The 18,721-nt window shown below is 64.9% G+C and carries 17 protein-coding genes and 1 pseudogene; 7 read left to right on the top strand and 11 right to left on the bottom strand.

Annotation, left to right across the window (positions count from 1 at the left end; genetic code table 11):
- Window positions 1-37: 37 nt before the first annotated feature.
- Window positions 38-1,189, bottom strand: a complete 1,152-nt coding sequence (locus A5788_RS16335; RefSeq protein ID WP_064868753.1) for a hypothetical protein — start codon at window positions 1,187-1,189, stop codon at window positions 38-40.
- A gap of 88 nt (window positions 1,190-1,277) precedes the next feature.
- Between A5788_RS16335 and A5788_RS16330 the strand changes: the two genes are divergently transcribed.
- Both A5788_RS16330 and A5788_RS16325 read left to right on the top strand, forming a co-directional pair.
- Complete coding sequence (locus tag A5788_RS16330) at window positions 1,278-1,619, top strand: antitoxin Xre/MbcA/ParS toxin-binding domain-containing protein (RefSeq protein ID WP_064868756.1); 342 nt, start codon at window positions 1,278-1,280, stop codon at window positions 1,617-1,619.
- Window positions 1,616-2,176, top strand: a complete 561-nt coding sequence (locus A5788_RS16325) for an RES family NAD+ phosphorylase (RefSeq protein ID WP_064868759.1) — start codon at window positions 1,616-1,618, stop codon at window positions 2,174-2,176. Before A5788_RS16330 ends, A5788_RS16325 begins: the two co-directional genes overlap by 4 nt.
- Window positions 2,177-2,714: 538 nt before the next feature.
- Here the strand turns inward: A5788_RS16325 and dnaB are convergent.
- Window positions 2,715-4,949: a replicative DNA helicase gene (dnaB, locus tag A5788_RS16320; RefSeq protein ID WP_064868762.1), complete on the bottom strand. Its 2,235-nt coding sequence runs from the start codon at window positions 4,947-4,949 to the stop codon at window positions 2,715-2,717.
- A 617-nt stretch (window positions 4,950-5,566) separates the two neighbouring features.
- Between dnaB and A5788_RS24330 the strand changes: the two are divergent.
- Window positions 5,567-6,181: pseudogene (locus A5788_RS24330) on the top strand (hypothetical protein); the annotation flags it as partial.
- A 20-nt stretch (window positions 6,182-6,201) separates the two neighbouring features.
- Here the strand turns inward: A5788_RS24330 and A5788_RS23585 are convergent.
- The 5 genes from A5788_RS23585 to rpsF all read right to left on the bottom strand — a co-directional run bounded on the left by A5788_RS23585 (window position 6,202) and on the right by rpsF (window position 8,852).
- Entirely contained in the window at window positions 6,202-6,813 is a 612-nt protein-coding gene (locus A5788_RS23585; RefSeq protein WP_082938133.1) for a universal stress protein, read from the bottom strand.
- Between the two features lie 318 nt (window positions 6,814-7,131).
- A complete protein-coding gene (gene rplI / locus A5788_RS16310; protein WP_049699270.1) occupies window positions 7,132-7,584 on the bottom strand; it encodes a 50S ribosomal protein L9 in 453 nt (150 codons plus the stop codon).
- A gap of 19 nt (window positions 7,585-7,603) precedes the next feature.
- Entirely contained in the window at window positions 7,604-7,861 is a 258-nt protein-coding gene (gene rpsR / locus A5788_RS16305; protein WP_005177187.1) for a 30S ribosomal protein S18, read from the bottom strand.
- 61 nt (window positions 7,862-7,922) lie between these two features.
- Window positions 7,923-8,444, bottom strand: a complete 522-nt coding sequence (locus A5788_RS16300) for a single-stranded DNA-binding protein (RefSeq protein WP_049699269.1) — start codon at window positions 8,442-8,444, stop codon at window positions 7,923-7,925.
- A 126-nt stretch (window positions 8,445-8,570) separates the two neighbouring features.
- Window positions 8,571-8,852, bottom strand: coding sequence for a 30S ribosomal protein S6 (gene rpsF, locus A5788_RS16295; RefSeq protein WP_005202393.1), 282 nt, complete (start codon window positions 8,850-8,852; stop codon window positions 8,571-8,573).
- A 206-nt stretch (window positions 8,853-9,058) separates the two neighbouring features.
- Here rpsF and A5788_RS16290 point away from each other — a divergent pair, with 206 nt between their 5' ends.
- Window positions 9,059-10,510 (top strand): hypothetical protein, encoded by a 1,452-nt coding sequence (locus A5788_RS16290; protein WP_064868765.1) that lies wholly within the window; start codon window positions 9,059-9,061, stop codon window positions 10,508-10,510.
- 10 nt (window positions 10,511-10,520) lie between these two features.
- Window positions 10,521-11,102, top strand: a complete 582-nt coding sequence (locus A5788_RS16285; RefSeq protein ID WP_064868768.1) for a GNAT family N-acetyltransferase — start codon at window positions 10,521-10,523, stop codon at window positions 11,100-11,102.
- Here the strand turns inward: A5788_RS16285 and A5788_RS16280 are convergent.
- The 4 genes from A5788_RS16280 to A5788_RS16265 form a co-directional block, all read right to left on the bottom strand.
- The gene (locus A5788_RS16280; RefSeq protein ID WP_064868771.1) at window positions 11,093-12,043 is read right to left on the bottom strand and encodes an 8-oxoguanine DNA glycosylase OGG fold protein; all 951 of its coding nucleotides are present in this window, start codon (window positions 12,041-12,043) and stop codon (window positions 11,093-11,095) included. The two genes, A5788_RS16285 and A5788_RS16280, sit on opposite strands and share 10 nt — an antisense overlap.
- Window positions 12,044-12,048: 5 nt before the next feature.
- Window positions 12,049-13,692: a glycosyltransferase family 87 protein gene (locus tag A5788_RS16275; protein ID WP_082938134.1), complete on the bottom strand. Its 1,644-nt coding sequence runs from the start codon at window positions 13,690-13,692 to the stop codon at window positions 12,049-12,051.
- Window positions 13,693-13,756: 64 nt separating this feature from the next.
- The gene (locus tag A5788_RS16270) at window positions 13,757-16,069 is read right to left on the bottom strand and encodes a transglycosylase domain-containing protein (protein ID WP_064868774.1); all 2,313 of its coding nucleotides are present in this window, start codon (window positions 16,067-16,069) and stop codon (window positions 13,757-13,759) included.
- Between the two features lie 238 nt (window positions 16,070-16,307).
- Window positions 16,308-16,706, bottom strand: a complete 399-nt coding sequence (locus A5788_RS16265; RefSeq protein ID WP_039854392.1) for a DUF5318 family protein — start codon at window positions 16,704-16,706, stop codon at window positions 16,308-16,310.
- A 231-nt stretch (window positions 16,707-16,937) separates the two neighbouring features.
- Here A5788_RS16265 and A5788_RS16260 point away from each other — a divergent pair, with 231 nt between their 5' ends.
- Together A5788_RS16260 and A5788_RS16255 are read left to right on the top strand one after the other, a co-directional pair.
- The gene (locus A5788_RS16260; RefSeq protein ID WP_064868777.1) at window positions 16,938-17,633 is read left to right on the top strand and encodes a PadR family transcriptional regulator; all 696 of its coding nucleotides are present in this window, start codon (window positions 16,938-16,940) and stop codon (window positions 17,631-17,633) included.
- Window positions 17,626-18,714 (top strand): inositol-3-phosphate synthase, encoded by a 1,089-nt coding sequence (locus A5788_RS16255; protein ID WP_049699263.1) that lies wholly within the window; start codon window positions 17,626-17,628, stop codon window positions 18,712-18,714. Before A5788_RS16260 ends, A5788_RS16255 begins: the two co-directional genes overlap by 8 nt.
- Window positions 18,715-18,721: the final 7 nt, after the last annotated feature.

Below are 18,721 nucleotides of genomic sequence, written 5' to 3'. Positions count from 1 at the left end.
ATCAAGCTACTATCGCGGTACGACATCGACCGTTGCCTCATGAGGCTTGTTGTTGTTCGTGTTCAATCTCGTCGATGAGACTGCGCAGGGTGCGTGTCCCGAGCTTGCGGACGTCCTCACTGAGGTAGTGCTCGTTGACACGATCGCGCAGAGCGATGGCTTCGGTGAGGCGGTCGACCTCCATCGCGCCACGCCAGGGCGCGGGACGGCGAAGCGTCTCGGCTACCTCGCCCGATCGGGCGTGCAGGTAGTGCGCGCGACGGTCATCAAGGGGCCCGGTCACACTGTTGCGGCACGATCCGATACGGCATCCGACACGGGTGCGTATATCGGTGTGGCTCAACAACTGTCGAGCAGCTTTGGACGACACGGTAGCCCCGAGGGCGGGCAGGTAAATTCCGGCAGCAGCACCGCCGCCCTGGCCTTTCTCCGGGTCGGGGGCCTTGCGGTAGCGCGACATCGTTTGGGCGTGGTTGACCTTTTCGAGCATCCCCAGGCCGACCGAGTACGCATCGGCATGCCCCATGGCCAGCGCGGCGCGGCCGATGTTCCCCGACAGGCCCAAGGTGACGGTCATGCCGTGTTCCCGGAACTGATCGAGCACTCCGAAGGCGGTGCGGATCTTGCGGATGCCTTCTTCGTCGCCACCGAGCGGAGAAAACCGGATCTCGATGTCACCGATCCCGGCGCCTGCGTATTCAGCGGCCAGATCAATGCCCAGGCGGGTGATGGCCGTGGTCGCCAGGGTGACGACAGCCCGGGTGGGCTTGTCCTGGCCGACGGCGATCCGGGTGCGTTCGGCGAGGTCGACATTCAGGCGCGCGGTGCGCTCGTCGGTGACATAGAAGTGGGGCGCGGTGATGTGGGTGCTCAGTTCGGGGTGCTTGTCGATGGTCAACCCGACCAGGGCGGCGCGTTCTGCAAGGTTGCCAGACAGAGAGTCGATGTCGTAGGGCCGACCTGTCCAGAGGGGCAGCTTTTCCAGGTCATATCCACGTGCAGCAAGGCGCTCGGCCGCCGGTTCCCAGTACACGGACAACCCTGCTTCGACGGCGGCAGCGGCAGCATCTTTTTGATGACGCACAGCCTTGGTGTCGAGGGTGATCGCGGCGGTGCCGGTGTGATCGCGGGACAGGAAGTCTTCGACCGGTTTGTGGTCGTTGGGTCCAAGCCGAAACTGAATCCCCATGGTGTGGAACGTCCTCTCGCCTGCGGGCCTCGTCTCGTGACAGAATACATGACATAGTGAATGACAAAAGGAAGACAGGCGGACAAATATGGGAGTTAACGCACTCGCCTCGACCGTGTCGAGTGCGATCGAGCGCTTGGGATTGACCTACGAGGAGGTCGGCGGCATCGTCGATGCCTCCGCGCGTTCGGTGGCGCGCTGGACCTCCGGTCAGGTCGTCCCGCAACGTCTCAACAAACAGCGACTCATAGAGCTGTCCTACGTCGCCGACGCATTGGCCGAAGTACTTCCGCGCGATCAAGCCAACGTATGGATGTTCTCCCCGAACAGGCTTCTGGCCCATGCCAAACCGGCCGATCTGGTCCGCGACGGTGAGTACCAACGCGTCTTGGCGCTCATCGACGCGATGGCTGAAGGGGTCTTCGTGTGAACAACGGGCTCGACGAGGGCCTGGTGCAGCGCATTGATTCGCGCGGCACCGTCGCGTGGTCAGGAACGTGCTACCGCTACACCACCGCCCACCGCGACCCTTTATCCGGCGAGGGGGCGCGGCGATTCGGCGGCAGGTGGAACCCCGCCTCGCTGTTCTCGGCGATCTATCTGGCCGATTCCACCCAGGCATGCATGGTTGAAGTTGACCGGGCTGCACAGGCGGCATCCACGACCGCAAAAAAGATGCTCGAAGCCGACTACCTGCTGCACACAGTGACGGCCGAGGAGCTGGCGGTGCTGGATTTGACAACCACAGAAGCCCGCGAAGCGGTCGGCCTCGACGAGGACGATATCCACGGCGATGACTGGTCGGCCTGCCAAGCCGTGGGCCATGCCGCCTGGTTCCTCCATGTGCAGGGTGTGCTGGTACCCGCTGCCGGCGGCGTCGGGTTGGTGATCGCCGCCTACGAACACCGCACCCGCCCAGGCCAGCTGCAAGTCGCCTCCAGCGAGGAGCTGACACCCACCCGTTACCGCGAACTGCGACACCCCTGACCCAAAGGACTGCGGGAACAACTGCTCGGGCAAGACCGCCTCCAACGAAGCGGTTGCGAAACGACCCACGAAACCGACTTTTCGAAGTCGGCGAGCAGCAACCGACCCAATTCCAGACGAGACTCGTTAGTCACGTGGCCGGCACAGGTCGCAGCCCAATACGTGCACGAGTAATGCTTCTGGCCCTTGAACCAGCGAACTGTCCTCCACGGCGCCGCCGCACGCAGACGCTGCGTCGTCACATCCTTCCACGGTCCTGACCACTCCAAGCCATCAAGCCGCGACCGGACTTTCACCATCACCGATGCGAGATCCACCACCGACGCCGGGCCGTCGTCTGTCGCATTCGATGAAAGTTCGGCGGTAGCCATCGGCCGCCCCTGCGCTCGCTGGGTTATCTCAGCCCACACTGCGCCTGCGACAGCCTCCACCAGCTACGACACGCCGGGTGCACCTTCGAAAAATCTCAACTGATTGGCCAATCAGTTGCCACTACCGTTGAGATTTGGCCATTTGAAATGAGATCTACAAACACCAACTACCCCCGCGCCATATCCACGAAGCGGCTCAAATGTAGTTGGTGCGCAACGGTTATCGTGGCAGTAGGACCATTGCGGTGCTTGCCGACGATGATGTCGGCCTCGCCTGCGCGCGGGTCGTCGCGTTCAAACGCGTCGGGGCGGTGGAGCAGGATGACCATGTCGGCGTCCTGCTCGAGCGATCCCGACTCACGAAGGTCCGACACCTGCGGCTTCTTGTCGGTGCGCTGTTCTGGACCACGGTTCAGCTGGCTGATCGCGACCACGGGAACCTCGAGTTCCTTTGCGAGCAGCTTCAATTGGCGGCTGAACTCCGAGACTTCCTGCTGACGAGACTCGACCTTCTTGCCCGACGTCATCAGCTGCATGTAGTCCACCACAACGAGTTTCAGGTCGTGGCGCTGCTTGAGGCGTCGAGCTTTGGCGCGGATCTCCATCATGGTGAGGTTCGGCGAGTCGTCGATGAAGAGCGGCGCCTCGGAGATCTCACCCATTCGGCGTGCGAGGCGCGTCCAGTCGTCGTCGGACATCGAACCGCCACGCATGTCGCCGAGCTTGATCTTGGCTTCGGCCGAGAGGAGTCGCATCACGATCTCGACCTTGCTCATTTCCAGAGAGAACATCGCGGCCGTCATCTGATGGCCGATCGAGCACGACCGGATGAAGTCCATGGCGAGCGTCGAATTGTGCGTCGGCACCATCGCCTCACCGGCGAGATACATGTGTTCGTCGTTGTCGACCTGCACGCACCGCACCGGGACACTGCGGACCGGGCGCACGGCGACGACGCGTCGAACTCCCGACTGCATGCGAAGTTCCTTGTGGCGCAACGCTTTATGGTAAACAGTGAAGACGTCGTCGTCGCCGGTGTCGACGCGGAGCCAGCCGGTGGCCGACCTCTTGTATGTGTAGCCGAGCCCGGCGACGAGGTCGGCGATGACGGCGGTCATGTGTCGGGTGGCGGCGGGAACGATGATCCACCCGTCCTCGTCGACGCTCGCACGGGCATCGAGGAGGCCGGCGAGCAGTGCTCGACGCTGGGCGATCGACCCGCGCAGGTACTCATACGGAATACGCCCACCGAGGTCTGACATCAGCGCCATGACGTCGACGTCGCCCTCGGCGTCGATGCGGATGCCGATCTCGGGATCGTCGAATGCCATTCCGGCAAGTGCGGCAACGGTATACGGGCCGTAGGCAAAGTTCTTGCGCGGCAACTCGAGTGGCTCGGTGTTGCGCACCATCGCGCACCCGACGTGCACCCGCAGATCGGCGGTGGTGAGGGTGCGTCGCTCATCGTCGACCTCAGCGACCCACTGGTGCTGCTCGTCGGCGACGAGCACGCTGCCATCGCTGAACTCCACCTCGAAGCACGGCCGCTCCGTCATGACCTCGGTCGCGGCAACGACGCGCGTCGGCCTACCGTGCGGATCGATGAGCTCGTCGCCGACACTCACCGTGCCCATCGTGGTCCAGCCAGTCGGAGTCGGTAGCGGAGTGTCGAGCGAGAGCGCTTTGCCGACACCCGGGCGGGCCGCCACGATGATCATCTGTCCGGGGTGGAGTCCGTTGGTGAGCTTGTCCAAGTCGGCGAAACCCGTTGGCACACCGAGTGAAATACCACCGCGAGAGGCGATGGAGTCGATCTCGTCCATCGTCGGCTGCAGCAACTCTTCGAGCGGCACGTAGTCTTCGGCGGTACGCCGCTCGGTGACCTCGTAGACCTCGGCCTGCGCGCGGTCGACTACTTCGGCGACATCCTGGCCGTCGGCACCGGAGTAGCCGAACTGCACGATGCGCGTGCCGGCCTCGACGAGGCGTCGAAGAATGGCCTTCTCGGCGACGATCTCGGCGTAGTAGCCGGCGTTGGCCGCGGTGGGCACGGTGGAGATGAGGGTGTGCAGATAGGGTGCGCCCCCGATGCGACGCAGCTCGCCCGCGCGCTCGAGCTCTGCGGCGACCGTCACGGCGTCGGCGGGTTCGCCCTTGCCGTACAGCTCGAGGATCGCCTCGTAGACGGCCTGGTGCGCCGGGCGGTAGAAGTCGTTGGTGCGGATCTTTTCGATGACGTCGGCGATCGCGTCTTTCGAGAGCATCATGCCGCCGAGAACGGACTGCTCGGCCGCCATGTCTTGCGGCGGTTGACGGCCATACTCCTCGACCGGCATCTCTGGCTCGTCTGGTCGTCCGGAATCCCGAGCCGCACCGTGGCCGCGATCATCGACAACTGCCACGTGTGCCAACCTTTCGAAATCGAACCCTGACGATGGACGGCCCCCCAACCGTCAACTCGTCGACACGGCGGTGTGCTGACGACTCTGCCGTCCCCCGGAAGCCTGACTGGCTGAGTCGTCTTTGTTCATACCCGAGGGGTCTGACAGGTCGGACCGCACATCGCGACGCGCAACACCATCGGGCACTGATGGAAGACAGTAGGAGTTCGTCTCGTCGCACTCAAACGCGCTTGTGGACGAACTTGTGGATGGCCTGTGGACGGCTCGCGCGCAACCGCGTGTCAGTTGTGCAGCCGCTGTGGAGAACGTTGGGGAGTAGATGTGTGTGTAACTCGATCTCTGCAGGTCAGATGCTGTGTGCGATTTCCACAACGAAGAACTTTTCTCGGCTCGGCGTGTCTTGGGAAACTCACAGCCGGGCGTGTTGTGGGCGGGTGACAACCACCATCGAGCAACAACGCAGTGAACAGTGGGTGTGACCTGCGCAACAACACAGTTGATGCGCGGCGATTCGCCTTCGCCGCGCCGCGCAACCCGCCACTGTCTGAGTTTTGCCCTCGCCCGACGCTGCGATGTGGTGCACTGGCCCCGTGCCGACGACCCGCAGACGCCACCGGATGTCTCGCTCCCGTCTGGCGTCGTGTGTCTTGGCGGCCGCAGCACTTCTCGTGCCGCTACTGAACGCATCTCCGGTGTCCGCGGCACCCCTACCGCTGCCCGCCGCGTTCGACCTGTCGCGCTACGCACCAGTCGATCCGACGCCGTTCCGCTCACTGGCCTACGACGACAACGGACGGTCGTTCTTCACCACCGGCCGGTGGAACTGCCAGATCGGTCCGACGTTCCGCTCGGTGGGCTGCCAGGGCCGCCCCGCGACCGCACCTCCCGGCGTCCAGGGCGCAGCCATCACCGCCGACGCCCAGGGGCCGTGGTGGGTACCTGAACCCGATCTGCTGACCGGCACCTCATACCGCTTCGGCTCGACGTCGGGCTTCCGTCCGCCGCGCCTGAGTGTCGGCACACGGGTGACGATCGCGGGTGTCACCTGCACGGTGCCCTCAGCCACCCAGGTCGCCTGCCGCACCGGCAACCGGGCGCTGATCTTCTCGCCCGGATTCCACAAGTTCTACTACCCCGCGGGAGACACCGCGCACAACGGCAATCCCGCGCCGCGCTACCTGCCGGCGTCACTTCAGGCGTCGAGTCAGCTACCGCTCGTGCCGGCGCCGCCCGAGCTGATAGGCCCCTATCGTCACTCCGCAGTCGCGGGGGCGCCTGCTCGACGCCGCTCACGCAGGTTGCGCACGCCACGTGGCGTAGCGGTGAGTAGGTACCCCGCATCGACGCCCTTGTTGACCATGAGGATCGGAATATCTGTTGTGGCGCACAGCCTTCGAGCCAGTCGACCCGGGCCGGACGCATACCCGAGAACCATAGCGGCCGCATCGAGGTCGCGGGATTCACGCGCCAACACGACGTGTGGACTACCGCTGCGCACCAGCGCTCGAACATCGGAAGCGCCTGCGGCACAAGCGACTTCTCGTGCGCGTCGCTGAACTTCATGGATCACCGAGAGTTCCTCGAGTTGATAGGCGTCGACGCCCAGCTCATCCCGCCAGCGTCGTTCCTCGTGACTGCGGTGGGGATTCGCCCGCTGCCGTGCGACGGCACTGACGAGGTAGAGCGGCGCCTCGGCGCGGACCGCACGAGCGCAATACTCGACCGCCCAATATGATTCGTCCGTTCCGCACACTCCGACGACGACGGGCGGTACTGACGTTTGGGTCTGGTTCTGGGATGACCTGCGCAGGGGAATTGTCGCGACGGGATTGTGCTGGATCTGGTGACCGAAGAGAGTGTGCATGGCGGTGACTTCCGAGATGGGACTGCATAGCTGTGAACGCGAATCCCTTACACCGGCACACCACGTCGGGCACCATTACCGAGCTGGACCCGGGGAACTCGCTGCACATGACGCTACGAGCGCGGGCCTTTGCGGTATCGGGTAGCCGTCTACCCCACTTTCGCGGCTGCGCGTGCGCGTCGCGGCGTACGAGTACGCAGTTCACGAGATATGCCAAGCCGCCACTGCAGGGCCCCACAGACGACGAGAGCCGGGCGGAACGGTGTCCGCCCGGCTCTCGACCGGTGTAAAGCTACTGCGTATCAGGCAGCGGGTAAATCAAGCAGCGACGACGTCGACCTGAACGGTCGCGGTGACGTCGGGGTGCAGGTTCACGACGACCGGGAAGGTGCCGGTCGACTTGATGTGTCCCTTGGGTAGTTCGACGGTGCGCTTGTCGACTGCGGGGCCACCTGCGGACTTGATCGCGCCGGCGACATCGCCAGCGGTGACCGAGCCGAACAGCTTGCCCGAATCGTGCGTCTTGACCGACAGGCTGATGCCCGACAGGTTCTCGAGCGCCTGCTTGAGCTCGTTGGCGTGCTCGACGCCACGGACCTCGCGGGCCTCCTGCGAGCGTCGGATGGTCTCGACCTGCTTCTCGGCACCACGGGTGGCCTTGATGGCCAGGCCGCGGGGCAGCAGGAAGTTGCGGCCGTAGCCGTCCTTGACCTCGACGGTGTCGCCTGCTTCGCCGAGGTTCTCCACGGCAGCGGTGAGGATGAGTTTCATGTCGTTATCCCCTTCCGGCTTATCGGGCGGTCGACGTGAAGGGCAGCAGTGCCACCTCACGCGAGTTCTTGACGGCCACAGCGACGTCGCGCTGATGCTGGACGCAGTTGCCGGTCACGCGACGCGACCGGATCTTGCCGCGATCGGACAGGAAACGACGCAGCAGCGCGGTGTCCTTGTAGTCGATGTCGGCCTTCTTGTCCTTGCAGAAGGAGCACGCCTTGGTCTTGGTGACCTTCTCGACGCGCACCTTCCGGGTGCTCTTAGCTTTTGCCATGTGTACTTACTCCAAAGTTGTTGCGAGGACGCCTCTTTCACATAAGGGGCGTCGTCGCGGTTCAGAAGGGGGGTTCGTCGTCCCCGCCGCCGAAGTTTCCGCCGCTGCTCGCGGGTGCACTGCCCCACGGGTCGTCGGCGACCTGCTGGCCCGAGCCCGACCCGCCGCTGCGGCTTCCGCCGCCGGACGAGCCGAAGCCTCCGCCACCGCCCCCACCGCGCGAGGCCTTGTTGACCTTCGCGGTGGCGTACCGCAGCGATGGGCCGATCTCGTCGACCTCCAGCTCAACAACAGTGCGCTTCTCACCCTCGCGGGTTTCGTACGACCGCTGCTTGAGACGGCCCTGCACGATGACCCGGGATCCCTTGGTCAGACTCTCGGTCACGTTCTCCGCGGCCTCGCGCCAGATGTTGCAGCGCAGGAACAGCGCTTCGCCGTCCTTCCACTCGTTCGTCTGACGATCGAATGTGCGCGGCGTCGACGCCACCGTGAAGTTGGCCACCGCCGCACCCGACGGAGTGAACCGGAGTTCCGGATCAGCCGTGAGGTTGCCGATGACCGTGATGACCGTGTCGCCTGCCATGTGTTTCCCCTTAGGTCTACGTGTGGGCACTCGTCGAAATCGATGTGCACCGCGAGTTGAGTTCAACCCTAGGTGTCGACACCGACGAGATCGATGGATTCGTTCGGTCGATCAGGGATCTGTGGGTTACTTGCGCAGAACCTTCGTGCGCAGAACCGACTCGTTGAGCTTCAGCTGACGATCGAGCTCGCTGACCGTCTTGGGCTCGGCGTTGAGATCGATGACGGCGTAAATGCCTTCGCTGTGCTTCAAGATCTCGTACGCGAGTCGGCGCTTGCCCCAGATGTCGACGTTATCCACCTTGCCGCCGTCGTTACGGACAACGTTGAGGAAAGTATCGAGTGAAGGGGCGACGGTGCGCTCGTCCAGATTAGGATCGAGAATGACCATCAATTCGTAGTGACGCATAAGACCACATCACCTCCTATGGGCTCATCGGCCACGGACTGTCCGTGGCAGGAGGGTCGCCTGCGTCGGCAACCGCTCCACCATACACGGGGCACCCCTGACCAGCGAAATCGCGCTGCAACGCACAACCCCGCTCCGCCGAGACGAAGCCGGCCGACGGGTAGGTGACGCAGACCACCGGCCCGCCATCTCTTACCCTGTAGGCCATGCCCGCGCTCCGCTTCTCTCCGACCATGGGCTTCGGGCAGTACACACTGTCTCGCCGAGGCGAGACGGCGTTGATCCTTCTGGTCTCGCTCCTTCTCACGTCGGTGGCTCTGTACTGGTCTTATGTCATCAAGGTGAAGTGCGGCGGCGAGCCGTTCTTTCCCGACGGTCGGTCGCATCACTTCCCCGTCGGCGACGTCGACGCCGTGGTCCCCTGCTACTCCGACCTGATGTACCTGTGGGTCGGGCGCGACATCAACAACCACATCTTCCCGTACATCCACGGCGGGATCGGCCCGAACGGCCACCTGTTCGGCGGCGTTGTCGAGTACCCGGTGCTGTCCGGAATGCTGATGTACCTCGGCGCGATCGGCGCCAACACCGACACCGAGTTCTTCCAGCATTCCGCGCTGCTGCTCGCCCCGTTCGCCTTCGCGATCACCATCATGCTGGCGTTGATGACCCGCTGGTGGGTTCTTCTGTGGGCCGCGACGCCGCCGCTCGTGCTCTACGCCTTCCACAACTGGGAGCTGCCCGTCGTCGCGACGGCGGTCGGTGCCGTCGCGGTGATGGCGTGGGGTGCGTCGACCAACCCGCGAACCGGCGACCGGCGACTCTCGCTACGAACGTCGGCGATGCTCGCGGCCGTGCTGTTGGGAATCGGCTTCTGCCTCAAGCTTTATCCGGGCTTCTTCGCGCTGCCGCTAGCGCTGTACGTGCTGACGCGCGGCGCGGGCGGCATGATCAACGCGCGTCGTCGAACCGAGGATCTCGACTGGACCGGCGCGATCATGACTGCCGCGGCGGCTGCCGTGACGGTGATCGCGATTCAGTTGCCGTTCATGATCGTCGGCTTCGAGGGCTGGAAGGCCGCACTCTCGTTCCAGGGCAAGCGGAAGTCCGACGTCGACACCAACTCCATCTGGTACTGGGGACTTCGACATTTCACCGGCGGACAGACCGACACGTACAACTCGCTCGTCGGCATGCTGTCACCCCTGCTGATCCTGTGCGCCTTCGCGCTCGCGGTCTATCTAGGGTGGCGGGTGTACCTGCAGTCGGGCACCTATCCGTGGATCGGCGTCTCGGGTGCGATGCTCGCCGGATTCATGTTGTTCCACAAGGTCCACTCACCGCAGTACACCCTGTGGATCCTCCCGTTCTTCGTGCTGCTGAAGACCCGCTGGCCGATCATCGTCGCCTACCTCATCGCCGACTTCCTCTTGGACACCACCATCTTCCGGTTGTTCGGCATCTACACGGCGCACGCGCCGATGCAGTGGTGGGTGATGGCGGGCGTGAACATCGGCGTCTGGGTGACCGCCGCGATCCACCTCTACCTGATCTTCGCGTTCGTCCGTGCCCCGCTGCGAGAACCGTTGGCCACCATGGTCGCTCCACGGCCACGGCCGTCCGACGACCCCGAACCCGTGCTCGCGACGTCGTCGTAGAGGAGTCGACATGAACGAATGGCTTGGCGACGCCCCACTCGTCGGCGAGCGGGTCACCCTGCGGCCCTTGACCTTCGACGACGCTCCCGCACTCGCGCAGGTCGTCGACGATCCGCAGCGCTTCGCCTGGACATCGGTGCCACGCGACGAGGAGTCGGCGCGCGAATACATTGCCGCCGCACACGCCGACGATGCGCGCATCGCCTACGCGGTCGTCGACAACAGCAACGGAGAGCTGGTCGGCTCGACGAGCTACTACGACATCGACCACGCGAACCTCTCTGTCGCGATCGGGTACACCTTCTACGCCGAGAAGGCGCAGGGCACCGCGGTCAATCCGACCGCGAAATACGTTCTGCTACATCACGCCTTCGACGACTGCGGCGCCGTACGCGTCGTGTGGCACACGCACGAGAACAACGCGCAGTCGAGGGCGGCGATCGCGAAACTCGGCGCCGAGTTCGAGGGACTCCTCCGCAAACATCGACGCTGGGCCGACGGGTGGCGCACCACCGCGCAGTACGCCATGACCGACGACGACTGGCCCGCTGCGAGAGATGCTCTGCTGCAGCGCATCTCACATCACGGGTAAGACATCCCGATTCGGCCGTCGCGGTATCGTCCGAACTCGTCGTGACGCAGGTAGCCCGGCTCGCCCACGTCTCCGATCGCCCGCATGATCTTCGCTCCGATCTTGGAAAAGTGTTCTGCCGCAGGTGAGCTGGGGTTCATCTCCGACAGCATGCCCATCCAGTGGTAGACGAGCTTCAGGTCGTTGGCATTCAGCGGCCCCGGAACCCACCTGTCGTGTGGCTCCTCCTGCCACGTGTCGCGGTGCCACGACTGCCATCCGTAATCCCACCCGCTCGGCGGTGCTAGCGCGACGAGACCGTTGACGACGACGTCGAGTCGTTCGACCCCGATCTCGGTGCGCCAGCGTCGTAGCAGGCCCAGATAGGCGACGTACTCGTCGGCCGACCAGTTGGTGGTGCTCAGGCTGTCCCAACCGGCCCACCGCAGCGCACGTGCCACCGCGGGCTCGATCACCTGGCAGGGATGGTCGGCGGCGCCTGCTCCGGCGAAGTAGAGGTACCAGGTGAAGCCGCTCGGCCCGAGTCGGTCGATGCGGTTGGTGCGTCCGGGACGCAGCATGTCGTAGGCCTTGTCCGGATCGGTTGACGCGATAGCTGCTGCCTCCTGCAGCACGCGGGCGACGCGGCTGCGATTGGCGCTCACCGCGATGATGCGTTTGCGGTTGTCGGAGACGGCGCGCCCGGTGCAGAACGCGACGGAGTTCCAGAGGAGGGTGAGCGCCGCGTCGGGGCTCGTGGACGCGAGTGTGCCGAGGTCGAACAGCTCGGCGCGCGAACGGGATGTCCCGATCCCGGCGTCGGGGAGGCCTGCGGCGACGAGCTCGTCGCGCCACCAGTTGCCGTCGATCTGCACGGTGTCGGTCATGAGGGCTGCGGTGCGGTCAGCATGCGCGGCCCATTCGATGAGTTCGGTAGGAGCTGGGAGGTCGGGTGTTGTCATGCACCCTAGGACGTCGAGAACCGCCGCTCGGTTCCACCTGATTTTCCTGCCGTGACGTCTCCGGCCATGACACTTCCAGTCGCGACATTTCCGGCGACGCCGTCGAGGCGCGCGGCATCACGCGGCGGATACGCGCCGATGGCGCCGTCGAGTGGTCCGCCCGCCGGATCGTCGAGCGGTCTGCCGCGTCGATCTCGACGCACCAGGTCGTCCTCGGGGTGGTAGATCTGCCAGATCACGACGATGCACAGCACGATCACCATGAGCGCGCGAACGACAACGGCCAGGGTGAACCAACCCTCGGGGAGCCAGCGGCGCGACGGGTCAAGGAACAGTGACATCCGCGGAATCCACACCAGGGCGTCGATCACCATCCACGTCATCAGCAGTCGCGTGTGCGGAATGGCCAGCACAGCGAGCGGCACGAGCCACAGCGAGTACTGCGGACTCCAGACCTTGTTCACCAGCAGGAAGCCCGCGACCATGAGGAAGGCCAACTGCGCGAGGCGCGGTCGGGTCGGCGCGCGCAGAGCCAGGTAGCCGATCCCGCACGCGATCAGGACCAGCAGACCGAGTGTGATCGCGTTCAGCAGCGTGATGTTCCATGTGAAACCAAACGCTTTGGCGAGGATCCGGAAGAGGGTGTCGGAGTCGGCGCCGCGCTCGCTGTTGTAGCGGAAGAACTCGTACCAACCGCGCGGATACAGCACCAGAATCGGCAGATTCACCACGACCCACGTCAGCACCGCCACCGACGCGGCGGTCAAGAAATCGGTGACCCGCCTGGCCCTCAGGCATAGCACGAGGAGAACGAACAGCAGCAGGATCGGATACCACTTCGACGCGACACCGAGTCCGATGAACAACCCCGCGAGCCAGGGTTTGTTGCGCGCCCACGCCAGGATCGCGAGGGCGACCATCGCCACCGCGATTGCGTCGAAGTTGGTGAATGCGTGGACGATCACCAGTGGTGAGAGCGCCGCCAACCACGCCGCCCAGATGCGCGTACGAGCGGTCAGCGCCGTCGCCCAGACGACGACGAGCCAGAACAGCGCGAGGCCGAGCGCCACGAGGTTGAAGAACAAGACGACGCTCAGCGCCCCGGGGACGCCGAACTCGTCATGCAACCACTGCCAACCGTGCGCAGCCTGCGCGGCGGCGTACATGTAGAGGCCGGTCAGCACCGGGTACTCCATGTACCGCTTGATGGTGTTGCCGTTCTGGTCTTGCTGGAACCAGTACGTCTTGTAGGGGAACGCACCCTTGTCCAGTTGTTCGGCGCCGTAGAGCGCGATCACGTCGGAGTAGCAGAGATTGGTGAACTGACGCTGGTTGTCCCAGTCGAGTCGCATCGAGTGCCCGGCGTCGTTGGCCTCCGACGTCGCCGGAGCCTGCTGCAGACAGCCGGCCTTGCCGTACCAACTGAGCGCCAACGCACAGAGCGACAGCAGGAACAGCACACGGATCGGTGTCCAACGCCGACTGCGTCCGACGGCCCCGTGCGTACCCAGCGGGCCGCCGATCACACGACTCGCGTCTCGCGCGACGACGTCGGTCCTGCTCGGGATCACGCGCGCGTCGTCGACCCGAAGGTCATCAGACAGCGCAACCGGGCTCGCTACCCCGTCGGAGACAACGCCGCCAGGAATCGATCGCTGCTGTGACTGCGCCGACGCGGCGTCGTCGAAGTGCTTTCCCGACGACGAGCGACGGTCAGCCGACCGGCGGCTCAGGGGTGACTCCGCCCTCGTTGCCGGTGCCGGTATTGCCCTCGCCGTTACCGCCGTTACCCGCACCACCGTTACCGGTGGTGCCGTTGCCGTTTCCCGGCTCCGGATTACCTGGGAGCGGGATCGTCACGCCGGGAGCGAGGGTGATGCCGCCACCTCCGCCACCGCCGTTTCCGTTGCCCGGAATCTGCGGAATCTGCGGGGTGTTCTCCCGCGGCGCGCGCGTCCGCGGCGTGTTGTAGTCGGGGTTGTAGGTCTGCGTCGGCGCCTCGGTCGGCGCACCGGCCTGACCACCGACGGCCGCGGGCTCCGGGAACTGCTCGATCTGGTCACCCTCGAGCGCATTGTTCATCGACTTGCGCCAGATCTGCGAGGGCAGTCCGCTGCCGTAGACGGGCGAACCCCCGTAGTTGGTCAGCGCGGTGCCCTTGTCGGTACCGACCCAGACGGCAGTGGACAGCTGCGGCGTGTAGCCGACCATCCACGCGTCCTTGTTCTGCCCGGTGTCGCCGAGCTGCGCGGTGCCGGTCTTGGCCGCCGACGGACGTGTGCCGTAGGTGCCGTCGGAGAGTCCGTTGCCGTTCGAGTACGCGGCAATCGGCTCGAGCGCCGAGGTCACGTTGTCGGCGACCTTGGCCGGGAAGACGCGCTTGCCGTCGTTCTTCTGATGCTCGTAGAGCACCTCACCGGTCGAGGTCTCGACCTTCTGCACCATGTACGGCTCGCGGTACACACCCGACGCCGCGAGGGTTGCGTACGCCGACGCCATGTCGATGACCCGCGACGGGTACTGACCGAGCACGACGCCGCCCTCGACCTGACCGTCGGGGTTCTGCAGCGTCTGCTTGATGTCGCCGAAGGACTCGGCGACACCCGCGGTGTGCGCGGCGTCGGCGACGGCGCGCGCCTGACCGTTGAGGTCCATCATCAGGCGGTAGTAGACGGTGTTGAGCGACATCTTCATCGCCGTGGCCAGGTTGCACGAGCCGCAGCTCTCACCGTCGGAGTTCTCGACGGTCAGACCCGACGACGTCTGATACGGCGCGGAGCTGTACACCTTCGACAGCGGGATTCCCTGCTGCAGTGCCGCGACGAGCGCGAACACCTTGAACGACGATCCGGTCTGCAGACCTGCCTGCGCATAGTCCCAACCCTGGCCGTCATCGCCGCCGTAGTAGCCGCGAACTCCACCGGTCTTGGGATCGATCGACACGACGGCGTCGCGGATCTTGTCGGGTTCCCCGTTGAGCACGCCGTTGTCGCACGAGTAGATCTTGTTCTCGCGGCACGCGGCCTGCACGGCGGCGTTCTGCGCCTTGGGATCGATGGTGGTGGTGATCTTGAGACCCTCGGTCCGCACCTGCTGCTCGGAGATGTTCAGCTTGTTCAGCTCGGCCATCACCTGGCGCTTGATCAGACCGTTGGGCCCTGGCGTCTCGACGGCCGCCGCGGGCTGCGGGTAGACCTTCGGGTACTGCATCGACGCACGCTCGGACTGCGTAAGCGAACCGGTCTGCACCATGCCGTCGAGCACGTAGTTCCAGCGACCCTCGGAGGCGACCTTGTCGACGGCCGGGTCGTAGTAGGAAGGCGAACGGATCGCCGCTGCCAGAACCGCGGACTCCTCGGGGGTCAGCTTGCTGACGTCCTTACGGAAGTAGGCCTGCGAGGCTGCGGACACACCATAGGCGCCGCGGCCGAAGTAGATGGTGTTGAGGTAGGCTTCCATGATGTCGTCCTTGGACCACTGTCCCGACATCTTGGTCGCGATCGCGAGCTCTTTGAACTTGCGCTCGTAGCTGTGCTCGTCGCCGACGAGCGCGTTCTTGACGTACTGCTGCGTGATGGTCGAACCACCACCGGCGTCGGCGTTGTTGGTGAAACGACCGAGCACCGCACGGCCGATACCCGTCACCGAGAAGCCTTCATTGCTGCGGAACTGACGGTCTTCGGCCGCGATCACCGCGTCCTGCATCGACTTGGGGATGTCGGTGATCTTGACGTCGGTGCGGTTGCCCTCCGGCGGCACGACCTTGGCGAGCGTCTTGCCCGTCGAGTCGGTGATCAGCGCAACCTGGTTCTGCTTGATATCGCCAGGGCTCGGCACCGTGGCGGTCGCGTAGGCGATGGCGAAAGCAAGGATGCCGATCAGGATGACCGCGGGGACCAGCCCGCCGAGAATGCCAAGCGTCCAGGCGATCACGCGATGCCGTGACTGCGTTGTCTGCTCGGCATCTTTCTTGGCCGATCGAGTCGGCCGTTTTCCCGTGCCGCGCGACGACTCCGTCCCGCTCATCGATCACCTTTCCGCACCGCGATCCAGGTCCCGCTCACGCGCGCCTGTGCCGTGTTGTTCGAGGTCAGAACCGCCACCGTGGTCGGTTTACCGTTCCTCACAGTACTTCTCCATCGCATCGAGCCCACTCCACTGTGACGTATGCGGCGGTCGCGCGGCAAAAACCTGCGGCACACACCACACACGTCAGAACGTCGACGAGCGCCCAATCTCTCGTCGACGAACGTGGAAACAACAGTTATTCGGCCACCCGACGACGACGTCGTGTCGATCGTGGCGGCAGACCCGCAACGTACGACTGGACGAGATGGTTCCAGCTACAAGTACGGCAGACTTCGACGACGTGCACGGTGAATTCTTCGGCGGTCGCGTCGAGTGAGGCGATCTCTTCTGCGGTACGCGCCGACCCCGACACCTGGCCGAGCCGGTCGCCGAACACCCACGACACCAGCGTGACCTGCTCTTTGCGGCAGATCGGGCACAGCGTCGACGACGGGCGCCCGTGAAACTTCGCGGCGCGCAGCAGGTAGGGATTCGCGTCGCACACGTCGGCGACGGCTGTCCGGCCGGAGTGGACATCGGACAGTCGGGACCGACGCTGCAAGGCGTAGTCGACGATCTGGCGCACGTGTTTCAGGGTACGTCGTCGCGCTCGGGGACGTCCGCGCGGACGCGCGCCGCGTCGACCCTCGCAAACCCGCGGGTCGCCCGCCGGACACCGGCGCGACACGTTGTGGACACTCCCCCGTCGACACAGTTATATCGGTGCGATACATTGGAAACCACATCGACGCGACATGCCGTGCCGTCCCATCGGACTCTCCCGGCGTGCGCGATCAGCCATGAGACTCCGAGGAGGTGCGCACCCATGCTGGAGCTCGCCATTCTCGGATTGCTGCTCGAATCGCCCATGCACGGCTACGAGCTGCGCAAACGCCTCACGGGGTTGCTGGGCGCATTCCGCGCGTTCTCGTACGGATCGCTGTATCCGACGCTGCGCAGGATGCAGGCCGACGGACTGATCGACGAAGCGAGCACACCCGCGGGCATGAAGGTGCGTCGCGGCCGCCGCGTGTACCAACTGACCGAGAAGGGTCGCATCCGCTTCAACGAGCTGGTCGCCGACACCGGACCGCAGAACTACACCGACGACGGATTCGGCGTCCACCTGGCCTTTTTCTCCCGCACCCCCGCTGTGGCCCGGATGCGGATTCTCGAAGGGCGTCGGCGTCAGGTCGAGGAACGGCGTGAGGGATTGCGCGAACTCGTCACACGAGCGACACGCGCGTCGGATCGCTACACCCGCCAACTGCACGAGCTGAGTCTGGAATCGAGCGAGCGCGAGGTGCGCTGGCTCAACGAACTCATCGCCGCAGAACACACACTTCCGGACGCGAACCCACAGCCGGGTCGCGACGGGACACAGGAAACACCCGAGCCGCCGGAATCGGCTGCGCTCGACACCACCCCGGTGACGCAGAATTCGCCGGCGGTAACCCACGTTCCAGGGTCCAGCGACGTTCGCGGTCCCAGAGAAAAAGAAGGAGAACCCGACCATGGGTGAGCCCAATAAGGTGCGCGTGGCCATAGTGGGCGTAGGAAACTGCGCTTCATCCTTGGTCCAGGGCGTTCAGTACTACAAGGATGCCGACGAGAACTCGACCGTCCCCGGTCTGATGCACGTCAAGTTCGGTCAGTATCACGTGCGCGACGTCGAGTTCGTCGCCGCGTTCGACGTCGACGCCAAGAAGGTCGGCTTCGACCTCTCCGACGCGATCTTCGCGAGCGAGAACAACACCATCAAGATCGCCGACGTCCCGCCGACCGGTGTCACCGTGCAGCGCGGCCACACCCTCGACGGTCTCGGCAAGTACTACCTGCAGACCATCACCGAGGCCGACGGCGACGGCGTCGACGTCGTGAAGACCCTCAAGGACAACGACGTTGACGTCCTGGTCTCCTACCTCCCCGTCGGCTCCGAGCAGGCTGACAAGTTCTACGCACAGTGCGCGATCGACGCGGGCGTCGCCTTCGTCAACGCACTGCCGGTGTTCATCGCCTCCGACCCCGAGTGGGCCGAGAAGTTCCGCGCCGCAGGCGTGCCGATCGTCGGCGACGACATCAAGAGCCAGGTCGGCGCGACCATCACCCACCGCGTGATGGCCAAGCTGTTCGAGGATCGCGGCGTGGCACTCGACCGCACCTACCAGCTCAACGTCGGCGGCAACATGGACTTCAAGAACATGCTCGAGCGTGAGCGCCTCGAGTCGAAGAAGGTCTCCAAGACCCAGGCCGTCACGTCGAACCTCACCGGCTCGCTCGCCGGCAAGGTCGAGGACAAGAACGTTCACATCGGACCGTCGGACCACGTCGCATGGCTCGACGACCGCAAGTGGGCCTACGTCCGCCTCGAGGGTCGCGCCTTCGGCGACGTGCCGCTGAACCTGGAGTACAAGCTCGAGGTCTGGGACTCCCCCAACTCGGCAGGCATCATCATCGACGCCGTGCGCGCCGCGAAGATCGCCAAGGACCGCGGCATCGGCGGACCGATCCTGCCCGCCTCGGCCTACCTGATGAAGAGCCCGCCCGAGCAGCTCGCCGACGACGTCGCGCGCCAGCAGCTCGAGACGTTCATCGAGGGCTGATCCGACG

The sequence above is a fragment of the Gordonia sp. 852002-50816_SCH5313054-c genome (genome assembly GCF_001665925.1).
In the GTDB taxonomy this organism is placed as follows: domain Bacteria; phylum Actinomycetota; class Actinomycetes; order Mycobacteriales; family Mycobacteriaceae; genus Gordonia; species Gordonia jacobaea.
The sequence above is the reverse complement of the archived record's forward strand: the minus strand, read 5'-3'. Positions and strand labels throughout refer to the sequence as shown.

Coding starts and splice junctions, on each gene's coding strand:
- A5788_RS16335 (WP_064868753.1), bottom strand. CDS start 1,189: ATGGGGATTCAGTTTCGGCTTGGACCCAACGACCACAAACCGGTCGAA.
- A5788_RS16330 (WP_064868756.1), top strand. CDS start 1,278: ATGGGAGTTAACGCACTCGCCTCGACCGTGTCGAGTGCGATCGAGCGC.
- A5788_RS23585 (WP_082938133.1), bottom strand. CDS start 6,813: ATGCACACTCTCTTCGGTCACCAGATCCAGCACAATCCCGTCGCGACA.
- rplI (WP_049699270.1), bottom strand. CDS start 7,584: ATGAAACTCATCCTCACCGCTGCCGTGGAGAACCTCGGCGAAGCAGGC.
- rpsR (WP_005177187.1), bottom strand. CDS start 7,861: ATGGCAAAAGCTAAGAGCACCCGGAAGGTGCGCGTCGAGAAGGTCACC.
- A5788_RS16300 (WP_049699269.1), bottom strand. CDS start 8,444: ATGGCAGGCGACACGGTCATCACGGTCATCGGCAACCTCACGGCTGAT.
- rpsF (WP_005202393.1), bottom strand. CDS start 8,852: ATGCGTCACTACGAATTGATGGTCATTCTCGATCCTAATCTGGACGAG.
- A5788_RS16290 (WP_064868765.1), top strand. CDS start 9,059: ATGCCCGCGCTCCGCTTCTCTCCGACCATGGGCTTCGGGCAGTACACA.
- A5788_RS16285 (WP_064868768.1), top strand. CDS start 10,521: ATGAACGAATGGCTTGGCGACGCCCCACTCGTCGGCGAGCGGGTCACC.
- A5788_RS16280 (WP_064868771.1), bottom strand. CDS start 12,043: ATGACAACACCCGACCTCCCAGCTCCTACCGAACTCATCGAATGGGCC.
- A5788_RS16270 (WP_064868774.1), bottom strand. CDS start 16,069: ATGAGCGGGACGGAGTCGTCGCGCGGCACGGGAAAACGGCCGACTCGA.
- A5788_RS16260 (WP_064868777.1), top strand. CDS start 16,938: ATGCTGGAGCTCGCCATTCTCGGATTGCTGCTCGAATCGCCCATGCAC.
- A5788_RS16255 (WP_049699263.1), top strand. CDS start 17,626: ATGGGTGAGCCCAATAAGGTGCGCGTGGCCATAGTGGGCGTAGGAAAC.